We start from the raw sequence: 16562 nt of genomic DNA, 5'->3' as shown, positions 1-16562 counted from the left end.
CCATTTTTCTTTTCTGTCAGGTCAAAGAGTCATATTTCTGTTTGTTTTGCTGGTTTAATCCGACTTGCTGTCGATGGTATTAATAAAATCATCTGCTTTTCTTCGGGTGAGTGACGTAAATTGTTTTTCTTTGGTCCCGGCGTGTTTAGAATGGTAAACAGGGCGTTGTGCTTTTGACGTTTGTACGTCAGTCGACACCTGGTTATGGGCGGTCCAGAGCCTGGAAAATTCAGCTGTAAATTCACCTGGAAGCGAGTGCAATGCAGCAGATAGCAGTTCATCAATACATGAGTAATTTTGAGTGGCTTCGTCTAAGCTTAGAGAATGAAGGGACAGAGCAGGAAGGCGATCACGATGTCGCCCTGGCACCAGCTAAAGCCAGAGTCAAACCGCCCGCTATGTATCAGGTACTGCTCTTAAATGATGATTTTACACCGATGGATTTTGTAGTTGAGGTCCTGGAGAAATTTTTCAGCATGGGTACTGAGCAAGCAACACAGGTCATGCTGATGGTTCATACGCAAGGCAAAGCTGTATGTGGAATTTTCAGCAAGGATGTGGCTGAAACCAAAGCCCGGCAAATCAACGAGTACTCCAGAGAATTCCAGCATCCCCTGTTGTGCAAAACAATTAAGGCCGATTAGTGTTCTCAGGGTAATATCATATGCTCAATAAAGACCTCGAACTAACGCTTAACAGCGCTTTCCGTGACGCCAGAAGTAAGCGGCATGAATTCATGACCGTGGAACATCTGTTGCTGGCGTTGCTTGATAATGAATCAGCTTCCCGTGTGTTAGTGGCTTGTGGTGTCGAAACCGACAAGCTACGGAAGGAGCTGATTGAATTTGTTGATTCAACCACACCTTTAATACCTGTCAACGATACAGAGCGCGAAACTCAACCGACACTCGGCTTTCAAAGAGTTCTGCAACGTGCTGTTTTTCATGTACAAAGTTCCGGTAAGAAAGAAGTCACTGGGGCTAATGTTCTGGTCGCTATTTTCAGTGAACAGGAAAGTCAGGCTGTTTATTTTTTGAAACAGCAGGATGTCGCCCGAATTGATGTCGTGAATTATATCGCGCACGGTATTTCAAAAATGCCGGGTAATGAGCTGGAAGAGCTGGGTGGTGAGCTCATGGAGGAAACTACTGACTCCGACGCTACCGGTAAAGATCCGCTCAAGAATTATGCGACCAACCTCAATGAGCAGGCTCGTCTGGGCAAGATTGATCCTCTGGTGGGTCGAGCAGAAGAGGTTGAGCGAGTCTCCCAGATTCTGACGCGCCGTCGTAAGAATAATCCTCTGCTGGTTGGTGAAGCCGGTGTGGGTAAAACAGCGGTTGCCGAAGGTTTAGCAAAAAGGATCGTCGATGGGGAAGTGCCTGAAGTCCTTTCCAAGGCTGTCGTTTATTCTCTCGATCTCGGGTCGTTACTGGCAGGCACCAAATACCGTGGTGACTTTGAGAAACGATTCAAGAAGTTATTGAGTGAACTGAAGAAGCTTGATCACGCCATTCTTTTTATTGATGAGATTCATACCATTATTGGTGCGGGTGCTGCATCCGGTGGTGTGATGGATGCTTCCAACTTGTTGAAGCCGTTGCTGACTTCTGGTGATCTTCGTTGTGTCGGTTCTACAACTTTCCAGGAGTTTCGTGGGATTTTTGAAAAGGATCGTGCCCTGGCCCGTCGCTTTCAAAAAGTAGATATCGGGGAGCCTAATGTTGAGGATACCATCGATATACTGCGTGGGCTGAAGAGCCGTTTTGAAGAGCATCACAATATCGAATATATGGACGATGCCCTGAAAGCTGCTGCTGAGTTGGCTAATCGCTACATTAATGATCGTCATATGCCTGATAAGGCCATTGATGTTATTGATGAGGCGGGAGCCTATCAACGGCTGCTGCCAGAGGAGGAGCGCAAGAAGATCATAGAGGTAGAGGATGTTGAGAGCATCGTTGCCAAGATTGCTCGGATTCCTCCTAAGTCTGTATCTTCTTCTGATAAAGAACTGCTGTCCAAGCTTGAAAGAAATCTCAAGATGGTGGTCTTTGGTCAGGACGGTGCCATTGTTTCTCTTTCAACAGCCATCAAATTATCCCGGGCTGGCCTGAAAGCACCGGACAAGCCTGTAGGCGCTTTCCTGTTCTCAGGTCCTACCGGTGTCGGTAAAACGGAAGTTTGTCGTCAGCTGGCCAAATCGATGGGTATTGAGCTGGTTCGTTTTGATATGTCCGAATATATGGAAGCTCATACTGTCTCAAGGTTGATTGGTGCGCCTCCGGGTTATGTCGGTTATGACCAGGGTGGTTTGCTGACAGAGGCAATTAATAAAACACCACACTGCGTGTTGTTGTTGGATGAGATTGAAAAAGGCCATCCGGATGTGTTCAACCTGCTGCTGCAGGTAATGGATCATGGTACTTTGACTGACAACAATGGTCGTAAAGCTGATTTTCGAAATGTCATTCTGGTCATGACCACGAATGCGGGTGCTGAAACCATGACTCGCAGCTCGATTGGTTTCACTGAGCAGGATCATACGACAGATGGTATGGAAGCTATCAAGAAAACCTTTACTCCGGAATTCAGAAACCGACTGGATTCCATTATACCCTTCGAGTCATTGAATGAAGATACCATCAAGCATGTGGTTGATAAGTTCCTTACAGAGCTTCAGGCACAGCTGGATGAGAAAAAAGTTCAAATTGATGTCGATGATAAGGCTCGCGAGTGGCTGGCAGAGAAAGGTTATGATCGTATGATGGGTGCCCGTCCGATGGGTCGTGTCATTCAGGAGCATCTCAAGAAGCCCCTGGCGGAACAGATCCTCTTTGGAAAGTTGTCCGAGAACGGTGGTTTTGTTCGCGTGACAGTTAAGAAAGGTGAGCTGTTCCTGAAATTCGAACCCGCCAAAAGCCTGGCTTCAGATCTTGAAGCGGTGGATGGTGAGCAGGGCTGAAGTACGCCAGGAGAGGGACAGGGGCAATGGGCCCCTGTCAGCGGGAACGGTAGGTGATACGGCCTTTGGTCAGGTCGTAGGGAGTCAGTTCAACCTTGACTTTGTCACCTGTCAGGATACGAATATAGTTTTTACGCATTTTTCCTGAAATATGAGCGGTCACAACGTGGCCGTTTTCCAGTTCCACTCGGAACATGGTGTTAGGCAGGGTGTCAATGACAACACCTTCCATTTCAAGACTTTCTTCTTTCGCCATATAAAGTTTGACCTCAGAAATAGAGCGTTAGCTGAATAATTCTGGCAGGCATTCTGCCTGAAAACCTGCTTTAAAGCAAAGTGAACCGGATTTTATCGATGGAAACTTAATTCCCTGTCAGCGTTTACAGTGAAATTCCGTTCCAGATTTGAAAGAAATGACAAGTAATTGCAAGGGATGTAAAGAGTCTGGAGCAGATTCGACTTACTCATGACCAGACTCCAATAAATAAATTATTGGGTCATTACTTCAGAGTAACCCAGTGATTATTAACATAGACTTCCAATGGACGGTATTGAATCTTGTAGCTCATTTTTTTGCAGTCCTTGATCCAATAACCTAAATGAAGGTACTTAAGTCCTAGTTTTTTGGTTTCTTCTATTTGCCAGAGTATGCAATAACTGCCCAAGCTTCGGGTCTGACTGATTTCAGGGTCATAAAAGGTATAGATGGCAGAGAGTCCATTCGCCAGTTCATCCGTGACTGCAACGGCGACCAGTTTATCGTCCAGCCAGAACTTGTAATAGCAACAGAATTCCGGAGAGCCTACCAGAAAAGATTTGAACTGCTCCATAGAAGGAGGGTACATGTCGCCATCTCGATGTTGAGTGGAAATGTACTTCTTATAGAGCTGGTAAGTTTCGTCATCGTATTCAGCTTCAGAGCGTGTAACGACGATATCCTGATTTTTTTTGAATAATTTTCTGTGTTTGCGCTTGGGTTCAAACAGGTTCACGACCACTCTGGCTGGAATGCAGGCATTACACCCCTGGCAATGAGGTCTGTAGATATGACGACCACTTCGTCTAAATCCTATGTCGGCGAGGTGTCGATAGAGAGCGGGGTTCAGATCCTTGTCGGGATCCATGAACAGTGTTATGGCCTGTTTGTCCTCAAGGTAGCTGCAGTTATGAGGTTGGGTTGCATAGAATTTGAGGTCTTTAAGTGCGCTCATCGGGTCCGGCCGTCCATTGCCCTGTTAATTTCCAGTGTGCACTGGTTGGAGGCGTTCGGCAACCGTCTTTTAATGCCTTGAGAAATGCATCCCGACTGATCATTTTTGCACCCAGAGACTCAAGGTGGGGGCTGTGTATCTGGCAATCAACCAGGCGGAAGTTCCGGCGCAGTAGTTCTTTGCACAAAGAAATCATTGCGAGTTTAGAGGTGTTTGTGGCAAAGCTGAACATCGACTCGCCAAAAAAAATCTTGTCAATCGCTACGCCGTAGAGCCCCCCCATCAATTTATTCTCTGACCAGACTTCCACAGAGTGAGCAAAACCTTGTTGGTGCAATTCTGAATAAGCTTCTTTCATTTCGTCGATGATCCAGGTGCCCTCCTGGTTAGCTCGGGGAGAAGAGCAAGCTGTCATCACTTCGTTGAATGCCTCATCGAAACTGACCCGATAGGGGTGCTTTTTGAGAAAACGATTCATTGAACGACTGATGTGTAATTGATCAGGATAAAGAACCATACGCGGATTAGGCGACCACCAGAGAATGGGTTCACCTTCGTTAAACCATGGGAAAATGCCATTCTGATAAGCATCGACCAGTGTTTCAGGCTCGAGGTTTCCTCCCATGGCCAAAAGGCCATCAGGGTAATCCAGCGCCTCATGTATCGGAGGGAATTGAGGTTGATCTGGATCAAGTTGGGGAATGGTTTTGCGCATTATCTGGACAATCTGGTTAAAAAATAGAATGTGGCTTCGGTCATGTTGTTCATGAGTGCGGTAAACTCAGGTTCTGATTAGTGTATTCACTACTGGGCGTTCGTTCTCTCAGAGACTATTTTCATAGAATCCTTCCCCCCTATCAACAGGAGATAGCTGTGAACCAGCTTGTTGAATTATCCCCTCAGCCCATTTGGCGACACTTTCAGGCACTTTGCAAGATTCCCCGTCCCTCCAAGCATGAAGATGCTGTTCGTACCTATGTAAAAGAATTTGGTGAGAGTCTTGGTCTGGATACCATCGTAGATGAAGTAGGTAACCTGATCATACGTAAACCAGCTACACCGGGCATGGAAAACCGTCGAGGTGTCGTTTTCCAGAGTCATCTGGATATGGTGCCTCAAAAGAATGCCGATACGGATCATGATTTTACCCGAGATCCTATCAAAGCTTATGTTGATGGTGAGTGGGTAACCGCTGAGGGGACAACTCTCGGAGCGGATAATGGTATCGGTGTTGTTGCTGCCATGGCAGTACTGGAGTCAACAGATATCCCTCATGGTCCATTAGAAGCATTGTTTACCATTGATGAAGAAAGTGGCATGACAGGTGCTCACGGCCTCAAGCCAGGCATACTTCAGGGTGAAATTATGCTGAACATGGACTCTGAAGATGAAGGGGAGCTCTATGTTGGATGCGCCGGTGGTGTCGATGTCTCTGTTTCTCACCGTTATCAGGAAGAATCTCTGGCGGAAGGGTACAAGAGTTTTCACCTTTCTCTGAAAGGGCTTAAAGGGGGTCACTCTGGAGTTGATATAAAGCTGCAGCGTGGTAATGCCAATAAATTGATGGTCAGGCTGCTGAAGGCCTTATCTGCTAAAGACGTACGTCTGGTAGAGTACTCCGGTGGCACCTTGCGAAATGCAATACCCAGAGAAGCCTTTGCTCAGATAGTGGTTCCGTCTGATAACCAGGATGAGGCAGCTCGAATAGTAGATGAACATCTGGAGATGTTTCGTGTTGAGCTGGCAGAGGTTGAGCCTAATCTGAATCTGGTAATGATGGAGTCTGAACCAGCCCAAAAGGCAATGAGCAAGGCTCATCAGAGTCAGCTGCTGGATACGCTGCATGTATCTCCTAATGGCGTTCACCGCATGAGCCTGAGTGTCGAAGGTGTTGTGGAAACATCCAATAACCTGGCCGTTATCAAAGTCAAAGACGGTGAGATCGCTGTTGAAAACATGGTTCGCAGTCTGATCGACAGTGCCCGAGAAGATCATGCTGAAAGCATTGCCAGCCTTTATAGGCTGATCGGTGCCGAGGTGAAAAAGCAGGGTGCCTATCCTGGTTGGAAGCCCAATACTGAATCCACTATTTTGAAAACCATGGTGGACATTCATGAGCAGCTCTTTGGCTACAAACCAGAGATTAAGGTGATTCATGCAGGTCTGGAGTGTGGTCTGCTAGGCAGTGCCTACCCAAACTGGGATATGATTTCCTTTGGCCCTACCATCCAGTTTCCTCACTCTCCTGACGAAAAAGTACACATTCCAGCTGTTGAGAACTTCTGGAACTATCTGGTGAAGACCCTTGAGGCCATACCAGAAGCCTGATTTATCAGTAATGTTGCCAGAATGAGCAAATAAACTGGCAACATTACAAAAAATTGTGTAAATTGCGCTTTCCTACGGGGGGTAAGTGTAATAAACTTGCCTCCGTCTACAGTCAGTCTGCTTTTGCCAGCCATTGAATGAAGAACAATTCATCTCAAAATATCAAATATCCCTCATACATGTGTGGATGCCCTGCGCTGGCAAGGGCCGTTTCCTATTGTCATTTCAAACTCTTTCCGGAGGTAGGTAATTAATATGGGTACCCTGAGCGCGGGAGGCCGTTTCTTTAAAAATGAAGAACTGGATATCATTGAGCAACAGCGCCTGCAAGCTCTTCTTGAAATCACGGATCAGCACGACAAAGAAGTGACTCAGCTGAAGTCACGTCTTGAAGCGGCTGAACAGAAAGCTGAAAAGCTCAATAAGCAGGTCAAGAGCGCTGATACCGAGCTGAAAACGCTTCGTGCAAGCAATCCTGATCGTATGAAGAAACAGATCAAGCGTCTGCAGGAACAGAACCGTACTCTGACCACAGAGAACGGCACTCTGAAAACCAAGCAGAAACAGCTGACTCAGCAGCTTAGTGCCAGCAAACAGGAGCTGGAGCAGCTTCAGGCTGAAAGTACTGAGCAGGAAGGAAGCGAAGAGAGCTGATAGAAAGTTCTTAAAAGTTGCAGCAGGCTGTGCAGCGTATGGATATGAGGCTCACGCCATCAGGCAGTTATGTCTTGAACAGATATATACTGTATAGCCCTTGCTGATTCACTCATTTGACTCATCCAGTAGTCATTCAGTAGTCATTTTTCCCCATAAGGGGTTCGATCATAGCCTGAATTTCATTTATCCTTTTGAAGTTATCTGAATAAGCTCCTTTTGCATCATCAGGGTGCTTGCAGTTGAGCAATTAACCATCAAGAGGGTAATTTATGAGTAACTGGTCATTGTGTCAGTATGAAGGCGTTGATCACCTTGAAAAGTCCTTTTCATTCAAAAAATATTCAAGATCACTCTGCTTTCTCAATGCCGTGGCAGGTCTGGCTGAATCCTATGTGCATCATCCAAGAATGGTTATTGAGTGGGGTCAAGTAACGGTTGCCTGGGGTACTCATGAATCAGAAGAAGGTTCCGGTGTTCTGGCCAGGGATCGTCATCTTGCTGAAGAAACAGACAAGTTGTTTGACCTTTTACAGGCCAAGCAGATATCCGGTGATGTCTCGTTATGACTGTTTCTGAACAGGCAGGCTGAACCAGAACAGGCTGCCTGTTTTTAGATTCTTAAACCCTATTTCGCCTCCCATAAGCTCGATGAGCTGTCTCGAAATGCTCAGGCCTAATCCAGAGCCTCCATGCTCTCTGGATACAGAGGAGTCACCTTGGGTGAACGAGTTAAAGAGCTTATTTTCCATTTCCCCTGCTATGCCGGGTCCGGTGTCTTCTATCTCGAATCGCAGTGTCTGTTTCTGTGGGTGATTGATGTCCGCGTTCAATCTGACTCTCATCTGAACGGTTCCGGAGTGGGTGAATTTAATAGCATTACTGATCAGGTTAATTAATACCTGTCTGAGCCTGGATGGGTCACCCCATGCCTTTCCCGGGACGCGTTCATCAAAGAAATCTATAAATTCTAGATTTTTTTGGCTGGCCAGAGGAGTAAACATGTCCACTACCTTGATGACAACTTCTCTGGGAGAGTACTCCATATATTCAAGCTGCAGTTTGCCAGATCTGATCTTTGAGTGATCAAGGATGTCATTCAAAATCTGCAAAAGGGCATTGCCAGAGTATTGGATGGTCGCTATATGCTCTAGTTGTGATTTGTTGAGGCCGGTCTCAGACAGCAGATCAACAACCCCCATAATACCGTTCAGAGGGGTTCTGATCTCGTGACTGACTTTAGCCAATAGCTCGTTTTTGGCTTTGTTTTCTGTTCTGGCTACCAGGGCTGCCTGTCTGATTCGTTCCTGTTGCTTGTTGTAGAGATGGAGGCGGTAAGCCATGCCCATCAAAAGAATGATGCATTGGGTAGCAAAAGCAATTTTAAGGCCGTAAGTGGTGTTGGAGTAGTTGTGAGAAATTCCGAGGTTGGCAAACGTCACAAACACAATGACTGAAACACAGAGTGTCCAGGCGGCCACGAAGATGTATGCCGGTTTGTACTTTTGGAAGGCTCGGGCTATTGCCTGAGCCAGGATCCAAACGACCATAATCGATTCGACAACAATGATGGAAAAAGATGCCACGACATAAGGCAGCCATGGTGAAGAGATCAGGGCAAGTACGGCATAACCAATGAACAGGCGATTGACCAGGTCAGCCCGGGGAAAGGCTTTTTTCAAATGCAGGTAAGATCGGGCAAACAAAGTGACAAAAATTCCCGTCAGGCATTGAAAAACCACCACGGAAATCTCCTGGAACTCCAGGGCGTTGGGCCATAGTGAGAAACCGCTGCCATCCAGAGACATTATGGCCAGTGTAAAACTTGCAACTTGAAAGAAATAATACAGAAACAGTCGTTGTTTGAAGATCAGGGTGGCAGAAATGCCCACCAGAATCGCCATCAGACAAATCCCATAAAACAGTCCATCTGCCCAGTATCTTTGTTCTGAAATCTCAATCAAGGACTGTGCGCTGGTAATGTACAGGGGGATATGGAGTGAACTTGAGCTCTGTACATCAATGTAAAAAGTCTGCAGTGAGTGAGCTGGAGCGGTAATCGGGAAAAGGAGTTGTTGGGTTTTTAGCGGGCGCTGTTCAAAGGGGAAGCGATCGCCACCCTTCAATGTTTGCCACTTTCCATGGTCATTCTGGAAGTGCAATGAGACAAAGTCCAGGCGTGAGAAACCGGATTCAACGAACAGGTCTATGGGTTTATCGCTTGTATTTTGTATGTTGAATTTTAGCCAGATGCGATCGTTGCTATAAGCGAGGTTAAGATACTTATCGGTAACCGGTGTAAACCGGATGAGTGGGTTGTCCACCAGGGTGTGAATATCAAGATTTTTGTCTTTGGTTCTGAATAATTCAAGATAAGGCGTAAGATCTACGAAACCCAGGTTACGATCTGCCTTGACCGCATTTACAGAGTCGTTTGCTGCCGCTCCTTTCATGGGTAGAGAAAGAAATATGCAGAGAAGAATTGAAGTAACTATCCCTGGCTTGACTGCGCTCATCATGGTGCCTGTAAAATGTATCCATCCTGCTGTGCCGAAAACATCCCTCATGACTAAGACTAGAAGGATGACGTTTTTGAGATGGCCCTGATTTTCAACTATAGGGCGATCTATACGACATTATTAAAGTAATTATCTGGCAGGTGATCATTATGTCCCGCATGTTCAAGAATTTCCAGTAACCTTGTTATATCATCGCTTTCAATCCAATCAACGCCAGATTCAGCCAGTCGTATAGCTTCCTGCTCATGGTTGCTGAAACCATCCCCTGAATAGCGTCTGTCTTCCGGGAAAAGAGTATAGGCACCGACCAGCATGTCCCGATTATGGAATGCTGAAACTGTGTCGGTATCCAGTAACGTATGTTCAGCATCCACAACCGTAGACTGAATAAACTGCCCCACCAGATTATGCTTGAGCAATCTGTTCAGTAAATTGTCAGAGGGTGTTCTCTCCAAGAGATGATCCTGCTTTTCACTCTGATCGACAAAGCGGTTAATCCAGTCACCTAATCCACCCAACATGCTGCCATCATAGGCAAAGCCGCTGTGTATTTCAGGGCAAGCTTTTTCCAGGTATTCCAGCATGAAAAAATCAAAGGAGGTAACAATCACTCGATCCTGGGAGGCTGTTTCTCGAATGATTTCAGCGACTTGAGTACCGGTGTGTCTTCGATTCCAGTCAGGTGCGTAAGCCTTCATCTCAATATTAATAAGAAAGTCACTCGGCAGCTCCCAAATAACTTCTTCCAGCAAAGGGATCTTATGTTCCTGAGAGTATTTGACAGAGGTGCCATCACCCCGGTCAATGGATTTCTGAATATTCAGTTTGGAAACCTCATCCCATGTCATCTGGGAAATAAGGTTTTTCACGCCCGTAAGCCGCTCGGTATCTTCATCGTGAAAGACGACGATCTTCTCATCCCGAGTCATGTAAACATCTAATTCCACACCGTGGGCTCCAAGGTCTTTGGCCTTTCTGAAGCCTGCCAGAGTATTTTCCTGGTAATGAGTAGGAGTCCCTCGATGACCCAGAATCAGAGGGAAGGGCCGGGAGTTAAAGAATCCGTTCACTGTATAATCCTGAAATCGAAAGCCGCGATGCTATCGATATTTGCAAGAGTTTGCTTTGCGAAATTGAGAATTTGAGAACTGTGTCACTGTATGCTTGTCGAGCTTTGTATAGTAAGTACGGTACTCGAAAGCATAAATCCGGCAGGCTACTGGCTGATGGAAACGGTTTATCTTTCGATTGGGCTGATTGTGAAAAAATTGCCTGTCTACTATTGTCTTGACGTTGCGTATAGGTGGATATTTTGCTTATCATCAAGGGCAGATTATGTCACAGCCCAATTCACTGATATGACAGTGATTTCTAAAGATGCTCTGTTCGGTATCTTTAAATAGGGATGACAAAAAATAACATGTAAATAATAAGGAAGCTGAGCGGTGGTTCTTTGTGACTGGATCTCTGGGGCAATATCCCATTGTTAAGTCCGCCACGGCTCAATATGGCTTTTATTAATAAGGAAACTTATTAGGTGCAGATCAATTTGTCCTCACCATGCCGTAATAAAGGATTTTAACTTATGCCGAGACAAGCGCGAATTCATCTTGTTGGCATTCCCCAGCATATTGTTCAGAAAGGGCATAACCGATTACCCTGTTTTTTCGATGACGAAGATTATGAATTTTACCTGAAGAGTCTTAGGGTGGCCTCTGATCAGTACCAGGTGCAGGTGCATGCTTACGTTTTATTGCCTAATGCCATTCAGATAATCGCGACACCCAGGATTGATAAGGGTATTTCGTCGATGATGCAGTCTTTAGGCAGGCGTTATGTCCAGTACATTAATCATCGTTACAAGCGTTCAGGAACCCTTTGGGAAGGGCGTTTTAAATCCAGTCTGATTGATTCTGAAAACTTTCTGCTGACCTGTTATCGCTATCTTGAGTTAAGGCCTTTGCACCTGGGTCTGGTTGATGAGCTGGGTGAGTATCGCTGGTCCAGTTATCAGCATCATTGTGGTAATGAGATCTGTAATCTGATTCAGGATCATCGTTTGTATCTTCAGTTAGGTGAAAATCGAGAAGAGCGCTGCAATGCTTACAGTGAATCCTTCAGGTATCGCTTTGATCGAAGGTTACTTAATTATGTGGCAGAAACCGTTAATATGGGACAAGTGTTGGGTGGTGATGCTTTCAAGGAAAAGATAGAACAGATCGCTGACCACCGAATCAGGCCTCTGAAGAGGGGCAGGCCCAGAAAGAAAAAGGCTGAGTTGGAAGAGGAGAGCTCTTGAATTAAGAGCTCTCAGTATTCACTTTAAAAACAATGAGCTGCGTTCTTTCTCAGGTGTGAATGATACGCTTCATGTTTGTTGTCTTTTGGCTGCTTAGTCCGCCGTATGGTAATAATCCCAGCGGATTCCCATATTGACCCCAGCCGCTCTTAGCTCAAGTATCACCGGCTGTTCAACGGCAGCTGTATTGATATCTTCCACCTCCATCTTACCCATTACATTTTCCATGCCGTCAGGCTTTCTGAATAATCCTCTGAATTCGTCCGGATTGGAAAGGTATTGGAGTACATGGCCCAGCTCATGCATCAGACAAACTTCTGGCGGAATGGTGCCATAGTGGTTGATAGGAGCCCGGGTGCCACAGCATGCCCAGAAAGGTTTACTTTCTTTCTTGTTGGGTACCCAGGGTTGTTGAGGTCTGGATTTAACTTTATCGACCACGTTCAATGCGTAGCCTGGATCCCACTCGACTGTTCCCACAAAAGCAGAATCTGTTGGTTGGGTTGGGTGGCGATATTTATCAACGAGGCCAGGGCCTACCTTGATGGTAATAATCTTATTGTGATCCCTCAGGTCGCTGATGATTTCCTTGGCTAGATTTGATTTCTCCAGAAACTTACAGGCCTTGGAAAATGCATCTAAAGCATCTTTGCCTGATATCCCGTTAGCCGCTTGTATTCGAAAGGCCATAATGTGATCTCCCTTTACTCGATTTCTTGATTTATGGGGAGCTGGCCCAGGTAACAGCAAAATATCTTGATCAGCTGAGTTGAGAACAAAATTAATACAAAGGAAAGGATGAATCCACAATATTAAGTGTCGTGAAAAAATTGGTGTCAGAGTCAAAAGCAGGAGATATATCTCAACAGAGCCGAAAGGATCCCAGACAGTGTTATCCCTGCTGGCGTCGGGATGAGTGAGCCATTATTCAAGAAGTTATAAAAAAAATTAAATAGTGTCAGAGTGGGATTTAAAAATGAAAATTCGGCTTTGCAGCTGAATTTTGATTTGTTTTAATGCAATCAGACAACAACGAAGCCCTCAGCTGTTATGAAGCGCCCTCAGGGTTAACAAGAAACTCCAGAGGAATTCTTTGTTGGCTACGTTCTCAGCCACAAATGCCCTAAAGGCATTTTAAAACAACAATGAAAGAGGATTTCATCGATGGCTATATACATGAACTTCAACAGCAAGAAACCTGCAGGTAACGTTACTGCTAAAGGTTACGAAGACTGGATTGAAGTGGATTCTTTCTCATTTGGTGTTGGCCGAAGCATCACCATGGAAGCGGGTGCTATGTCCAACCGTGAGGCTGGCCGTCCTTCCCTGAGTGAAGTGTCCGTGACCAAGTTGCTGGATGCGTCTTCAGGTGGGTTGTTCAAAGAGTCTGTAACCGGTTCTGAAGGTATCACTGTCGTGATTGATATTGTTCAGACTGGAACAAACACTGTACAGAAATACGCCAGCTACACCCTGGAAGAGTGCATGGTTTCTTCCTACAGCATCGGTGCTTCTGCCGGTGGTGCTCCGACTGAAACTGTTTCTCTGAGCTTTGCCAAGATTGTTGCTGACCTCAGCCACGCTGACAAGACTCACAAGAACAAGAAGAATCTGAAGGTGGGCTACGATCTGACCACAGCCGAGCCTTTATAATTCCTGTAGTCTTTATGACAGTCACCCCAATTCAAAAAGGTGGCATAGGAATCAGAAACGTGCAGGGCTTTATAGCCCTGCGCGCTTTTTTTCAGTTAAATAAATAAATACTGTCCATGTTTCCCCTTCCCCGGCAGAGGTGAAGCCTTAGATACAGGCCGGTCATCAACCGGTAGATCCTCAACCATATTACCCGATGAACGACTGTGCATCGTAGTTTTCGGCGCGTACCGTTCCACTTCTCTCTTGAGCCCAGCCAATTCTTTGAAAGGCTCACCCAGCTGAGTAATCTGTCGAACCAGACGAGCATTACCGACTGCTCGTACCGCCACTCCGGCACCGGCCGTTGCAAAAATCAGAGCAATGGTCAGCAGAATCTCAAAAGCCGCACCCCCGGCAAACTCGCTGACTTCCAATGGGTGTTGGGCGCGGTAGTAATCTTTGGCAAACCGGACGAGCAGTGTCTGGCATTGTTCGTCGTCCCAGATGATCTGGGTGATTGCCCAGGCTTCCCTGAATGGGCCTGTATCCACTTTTTGCGGATCAAAACCCAGAGCTTCGATCAGCTCCCGGTTTCAGTATTCATGAATGGCTTAAGCCGTTCCTACAGTTCAAAAGGTTCTGTTAAACTCAGGTTACCACGTTGATGAGGGTCATATTCCCCACCGCTTGCGGCGGGGTAGTTGATTGATTCATTTTCACGGAGTGCAGTGGAAGATGCTGGCATGTAAGACTCAAGGCCTGACACTATGCTCTACTCTCTGAGTCTGATTCCCGAGTTAAACTTCTACGCCTTCGACAAGATTGGCAAACCTTCCATAACATGAGAAAAGTTCTTTGTCTTCACTTAAGTCGCTTTCCAGAAATAAGCGAACCAGCCGAATTCTACCGATCGGATAGTAGCTATTCATATTGTCAATTTCTTGAAAGTAAGGTTGCAGGGCTCTATATGCTTCATTGGCGGCATGATTGCCTTTTTTTCTAACAAGCATATTTTCAAGTACTTGTCTTTCTTTCTTAATCTCTTCTAACTTAGTCATTTATTCACCTAACAGTCGAGCTGCTGAGAATTGATCTCGATTGATAACTAGTGTTTGTATCCCACCCCCAAGTCTGGTGAACTCACCGCCGTTTACAGAAAAAGGTGCTATTTCACTTTGAAAAACCTCAACATCAGTTTTCGCTGCTATTTCATAGACATCGAATGAATCAGGGATTTGAGGTAATCCAAGGAATGAGCCAGCTTCACTAGGGTCTTCAGGTAAATGATCCAGCATATCCTTGGTCATAAAATAGGGTGAATTTTTTCCAGGTGGTCCACTGTTTCTCGGGACAACTTTATATAGTTTCTCGCCAGTTTGCAGCTTTGTAATATCGGGTTCATAAAGTCCTGATTCCAGTAGTTTACGGGATATAGTTAAAGCTAGAGGTGGTTCAATACCTTTGTCTATAAGGTGGTTCAATACCTTTGTCTATAAGGTGGTTATACATTTTTTCACCTGCCGGGAAGTCTCTAGGATTTTTCACTTGGAGGCCATCAGGGCCAGAAGTATTCCAGTCAACTTGTTCAGGGGTGATACTGGCTTGTAAAGTTTTGCCTTTCTCAATGCTTTCGTCTGACTCTAAAGGTTTTTCCTTTAGTGGTTTCTTGTGATTTTGTTCTGGATCAGACTTAACTTTGGTACCCATTGAAGGAGGCGGATTAGCCCTAACAACAGGCCTATCATCAACCGGAAGATCCTCAACCATATTGCCTGATGAACGACTGCTTATCGAAGTGTTCGGTGTGTACCGATCCACTTCTCTCTTGAGCTCAGCCAGCTCTTTTAACCGTTCACCCAGCTGTCTCATCTGACGGATCAGGCGTCCCTTGCTGGCCACGTGTATCGCCACTCCGGCACCGGCCGTTGCAAAAAGCAGCACAATGGTCAGCAGAATCTCAAAGGCTGCTGACCCGGCAAACTCGCTGGCTTCAATAGGGTGTTGGGCACGGTAGTAATCTTTGGCAAACCGGACGAGCAGTGACTGGCATTGTTCGTCGTCCCAGATGATCTGGGTGACTTCCCAGGCTTCCCTGAATTGATCAGTATCCACCTTTGGAGGATCAAAACCCAAGGCTTCGATCAGCTCTTGGTATTCGCCTTCATGATAGGTCTGTTCGACCTTTTCCAGCCATTCAAATATGGAGTTTTCATAGAAAACGGCCTAAATGGCTGTAGCCAAAAAAGTCTTCTTATAACTCACCCCGCTCATACTGTTCGCCCAGCTGTTGCCACAGATCCAGTAAGCCCAGGTCGTAGAGGAGGTGGTAGCTGAGTGATATATCAGTGGGTTCATAGGAACCTTCAAAACCCAGTGGGCTTTGTCGGGATCGATTGACAAGAGCGTAGCCGTCTATGGTCGACTGCACGCAGAGCATCTCGCCGTCTACATCTTCATCAGCACTGGTCATGGCTCCGGCATGCAGGCCGCCTTCCGCCGGTGGCTTTTGAAAGTCTGCCAGAGCTTTGGGGAACCAGCTGAGAACTTTGAGAGGGAAGTCATATTGTTTACAGCCGTATTTGTCGCCGGTTTTCAGATGTCTTACATAAGACACCAGGATTGAAAGCTGATCGCTACGTTGAACAAAAGTATAAAGGTCTTTACCGTCGGCTGTATCCTGTAAGCGAGCCAGCTCAATGGCGTCTGAAGGCAGCTGATTATGGCGGGCAATTTTCGGCAGTGCGGTTTTTAACGGGTATTCCTGAATATAAGTCATATCAGTTTCAGCTCCTCTACAATCACAATGGCATCAGCGTTATCCAGCTGTTTCAGAAGATTGACTTTACCCACCATGGTCTCTATAACTGTTTCACTACTTTTTCTGTTTTTCCCATTTCCGTTAAGAAATTCTGTTGATAATTTGTAGATGTTTCCATATAGCCTCTGGCACA

Annotated in this window: 18 protein-coding genes; 7 read left to right on the top strand and 11 right to left on the bottom strand. The window is 45.9% G+C overall.

The genetic code is table 11. The features are described from left to right. Positions 1-260: 260 nt before the first annotated feature. Both clpS and clpA read left to right on the top strand, forming a co-directional pair. Positions 261-644 (top strand): ATP-dependent Clp protease adapter ClpS, encoded by a 384-nt coding sequence (clpS, locus tag ACR2PX_RS16875; protein ID WP_434000526.1) that lies wholly within the window; start codon positions 261-263, stop codon positions 642-644. Positions 645-664: 20 nt separating this feature from the next. Next, positions 665-2965, top strand: coding sequence for an ATP-dependent Clp protease ATP-binding subunit ClpA (gene clpA, locus ACR2PX_RS16870; RefSeq protein ID WP_434000525.1), 2301 nt, complete (start codon positions 665-667; stop codon positions 2963-2965). A 37-nt stretch (positions 2966-3002) separates the two neighbouring features. On the opposite strand, the gene infA is transcribed toward clpA, so the two are convergent. The 3 genes from infA to aat form a co-directional block, all read right to left on the bottom strand. Then, positions 3003-3221: a translation initiation factor IF-1 gene (infA, locus tag ACR2PX_RS16865; protein ID WP_034842760.1), complete on the bottom strand. Its 219-nt coding sequence runs from the start codon at positions 3219-3221 to the stop codon at positions 3003-3005. Between the two features lie 244 nt (positions 3222-3465). Further along, positions 3466-4176 carry an arginyltransferase gene (locus tag ACR2PX_RS16860; RefSeq protein WP_434000524.1) on the bottom strand — a complete coding sequence of 237 codons (711 nt, stop codon included), beginning with the start codon at positions 4174-4176 and terminating at the stop codon, positions 3466-3468. After that, the gene (aat, locus tag ACR2PX_RS16855) at positions 4163-4891 is read right to left on the bottom strand and encodes a leucyl/phenylalanyl-tRNA--protein transferase (protein WP_434000523.1); all 729 of its coding nucleotides are present in this window, start codon (positions 4889-4891) and stop codon (positions 4163-4165) included. Before aat ends, ACR2PX_RS16860 begins: the two co-directional genes overlap by 14 nt. 158 nt (positions 4892-5049) lie before the next feature. On the opposite strand from aat, the gene ACR2PX_RS16850 reads away from it, so the two are divergent. The 3 genes from ACR2PX_RS16850 to ACR2PX_RS16840 all read left to right on the top strand — a co-directional run bounded on the left by ACR2PX_RS16850 (position 5050) and on the right by ACR2PX_RS16840 (position 7727). Further along, a complete protein-coding gene (locus tag ACR2PX_RS16850) occupies positions 5050-6504 on the top strand; it encodes an aminoacyl-histidine dipeptidase (protein WP_434000522.1) in 1455 nt (484 codons plus the stop codon). Between the two features lie 255 nt (positions 6505-6759). Next, complete coding sequence (locus ACR2PX_RS16845; protein ID WP_434000521.1) at positions 6760-7158, top strand: hypothetical protein; 399 nt, start codon at positions 6760-6762, stop codon at positions 7156-7158. Between the two features lie 272 nt (positions 7159-7430). Beyond that, complete coding sequence (locus ACR2PX_RS16840; protein WP_434000520.1) at positions 7431-7727, top strand: 4a-hydroxytetrahydrobiopterin dehydratase; 297 nt, start codon at positions 7431-7433, stop codon at positions 7725-7727. Here ACR2PX_RS16840 and ACR2PX_RS16835 read toward each other — a convergent pair. Both ACR2PX_RS16835 and ACR2PX_RS16830 read right to left on the bottom strand, forming a co-directional pair. Then, the gene (locus ACR2PX_RS16835; RefSeq protein ID WP_434000519.1) at positions 7722-9674 is read right to left on the bottom strand and encodes a 7TM-DISM domain-containing protein; all 1953 of its coding nucleotides are present in this window, start codon (positions 9672-9674) and stop codon (positions 7722-7724) included. The two genes, ACR2PX_RS16840 and ACR2PX_RS16835, sit on opposite strands and share 6 nt — an antisense overlap. A gap of 110 nt (positions 9675-9784) precedes the next feature. Further along, a complete protein-coding gene (locus tag ACR2PX_RS16830; RefSeq protein WP_434000518.1) occupies positions 9785-10747 on the bottom strand; it encodes a glycerophosphodiester phosphodiesterase in 963 nt (320 codons plus the stop codon). A gap of 515 nt (positions 10748-11262) precedes the next feature. Here ACR2PX_RS16830 and ACR2PX_RS16825 point away from each other — a divergent pair. Then, positions 11263-11976 (top strand): transposase, encoded by a 714-nt coding sequence (locus ACR2PX_RS16825; protein WP_434000517.1) that lies wholly within the window; start codon positions 11263-11265, stop codon positions 11974-11976. A 93-nt stretch (positions 11977-12069) separates the two neighbouring features. Here the strand turns inward: ACR2PX_RS16825 and ACR2PX_RS16820 are convergent, their stop codons facing one another. Next, positions 12070-12666 (bottom strand): hypothetical protein, encoded by a 597-nt coding sequence (locus ACR2PX_RS16820; protein WP_434000516.1) that lies wholly within the window; start codon positions 12664-12666, stop codon positions 12070-12072. A 474-nt stretch (positions 12667-13140) separates the two neighbouring features. Between ACR2PX_RS16820 and ACR2PX_RS16815 the strand changes: the two genes are divergently transcribed. Continuing rightward, positions 13141-13629: an Hcp family type VI secretion system effector gene (locus ACR2PX_RS16815; protein WP_434000515.1), complete on the top strand. Its 489-nt coding sequence runs from the start codon at positions 13141-13143 to the stop codon at positions 13627-13629. 95 nt (positions 13630-13724) lie between these two features. Here ACR2PX_RS16815 and ACR2PX_RS16810 read toward each other — a convergent pair whose 3' ends face one another. The 5 genes from ACR2PX_RS16810 to ACR2PX_RS16790 form a co-directional block, all read right to left on the bottom strand. Beyond that, a complete protein-coding gene (locus ACR2PX_RS16810) occupies positions 13725-14162 on the bottom strand; it encodes a hypothetical protein (protein ID WP_434000514.1) in 438 nt (145 codons plus the stop codon). A gap of 246 nt (positions 14163-14408) precedes the next feature. Then, positions 14409-14669 (bottom strand): hypothetical protein, encoded by a 261-nt coding sequence (locus tag ACR2PX_RS16805; RefSeq protein WP_434000513.1) that lies wholly within the window; start codon positions 14667-14669, stop codon positions 14409-14411. Further along, entirely contained in the window at positions 14670-15092 is a 423-nt protein-coding gene (locus ACR2PX_RS16800) for a hypothetical protein (RefSeq protein WP_434000512.1), read from the bottom strand. Further along, positions 15064-15744 (bottom strand): hypothetical protein, encoded by a 681-nt coding sequence (locus tag ACR2PX_RS16795; protein ID WP_434000511.1) that lies wholly within the window; start codon positions 15742-15744, stop codon positions 15064-15066. Before ACR2PX_RS16795 ends, ACR2PX_RS16800 begins: the two co-directional genes overlap by 29 nt. A 118-nt stretch (positions 15745-15862) precedes the next feature. Further along, entirely contained in the window at positions 15863-16387 is a 525-nt protein-coding gene (locus ACR2PX_RS16790) for a hypothetical protein (RefSeq protein ID WP_434000510.1), read from the bottom strand. Positions 16388-16562 lie beyond the last annotated feature (175 nt).

Origin of the sequence: Endozoicomonas sp., assembly GCF_051008435.1 — a bacterium.
Classification (GTDB): Bacteria; Pseudomonadota; Gammaproteobacteria; order Pseudomonadales; family Endozoicomonadaceae; genus Endozoicomonas_A.
The sequence above is the reverse complement of the archived record's forward strand: the minus strand, read 5'-3'. Positions and strand labels throughout refer to the sequence as shown.

Coding starts and splice junctions, on each gene's coding strand:
- clpS (WP_434000526.1), top strand. CDS start 261: ATGCAGCAGATAGCAGTTCATCAATACATGAGTAATTTTGAGTGGCTT.
- clpA (WP_434000525.1), top strand. CDS start 665: ATGCTCAATAAAGACCTCGAACTAACGCTTAACAGCGCTTTCCGTGAC.
- infA (WP_034842760.1), bottom strand. CDS start 3,221: ATGGCGAAAGAAGAAAGTCTTGAAATGGAAGGTGTTGTCATTGACACC.
- ACR2PX_RS16860 (WP_434000524.1), bottom strand. CDS start 4,176: ATGAGCGCACTTAAAGACCTCAAATTCTATGCAACCCAACCTCATAAC.
- aat (WP_434000523.1), bottom strand. CDS start 4,891: ATGCGCAAAACCATTCCCCAACTTGATCCAGATCAACCTCAATTCCCT.
- ACR2PX_RS16845 (WP_434000521.1), top strand. CDS start 6,760: ATGGGTACCCTGAGCGCGGGAGGCCGTTTCTTTAAAAATGAAGAACTG.
- ACR2PX_RS16840 (WP_434000520.1), top strand. CDS start 7,431: ATGAGTAACTGGTCATTGTGTCAGTATGAAGGCGTTGATCACCTTGAA.
- ACR2PX_RS16835 (WP_434000519.1), bottom strand. CDS start 9,674: ATGAGCGCAGTCAAGCCAGGGATAGTTACTTCAATTCTTCTCTGCATA.
- ACR2PX_RS16825 (WP_434000517.1), top strand. CDS start 11,263: ATGCCGAGACAAGCGCGAATTCATCTTGTTGGCATTCCCCAGCATATT.
- ACR2PX_RS16820 (WP_434000516.1), bottom strand. CDS start 12,666: ATGGCCTTTCGAATACAAGCGGCTAACGGGATATCAGGCAAAGATGCT.
- ACR2PX_RS16815 (WP_434000515.1), top strand. CDS start 13,141: ATGGCTATATACATGAACTTCAACAGCAAGAAACCTGCAGGTAACGTT.
- ACR2PX_RS16805 (WP_434000513.1), bottom strand. CDS start 14,669: ATGACTAAGTTAGAAGAGATTAAGAAAGAAAGACAAGTACTTGAAAAT.
- ACR2PX_RS16790 (WP_434000510.1), bottom strand. CDS start 16,387: ATGACTTATATTCAGGAATACCCGTTAAAAACCGCACTGCCGAAAATT.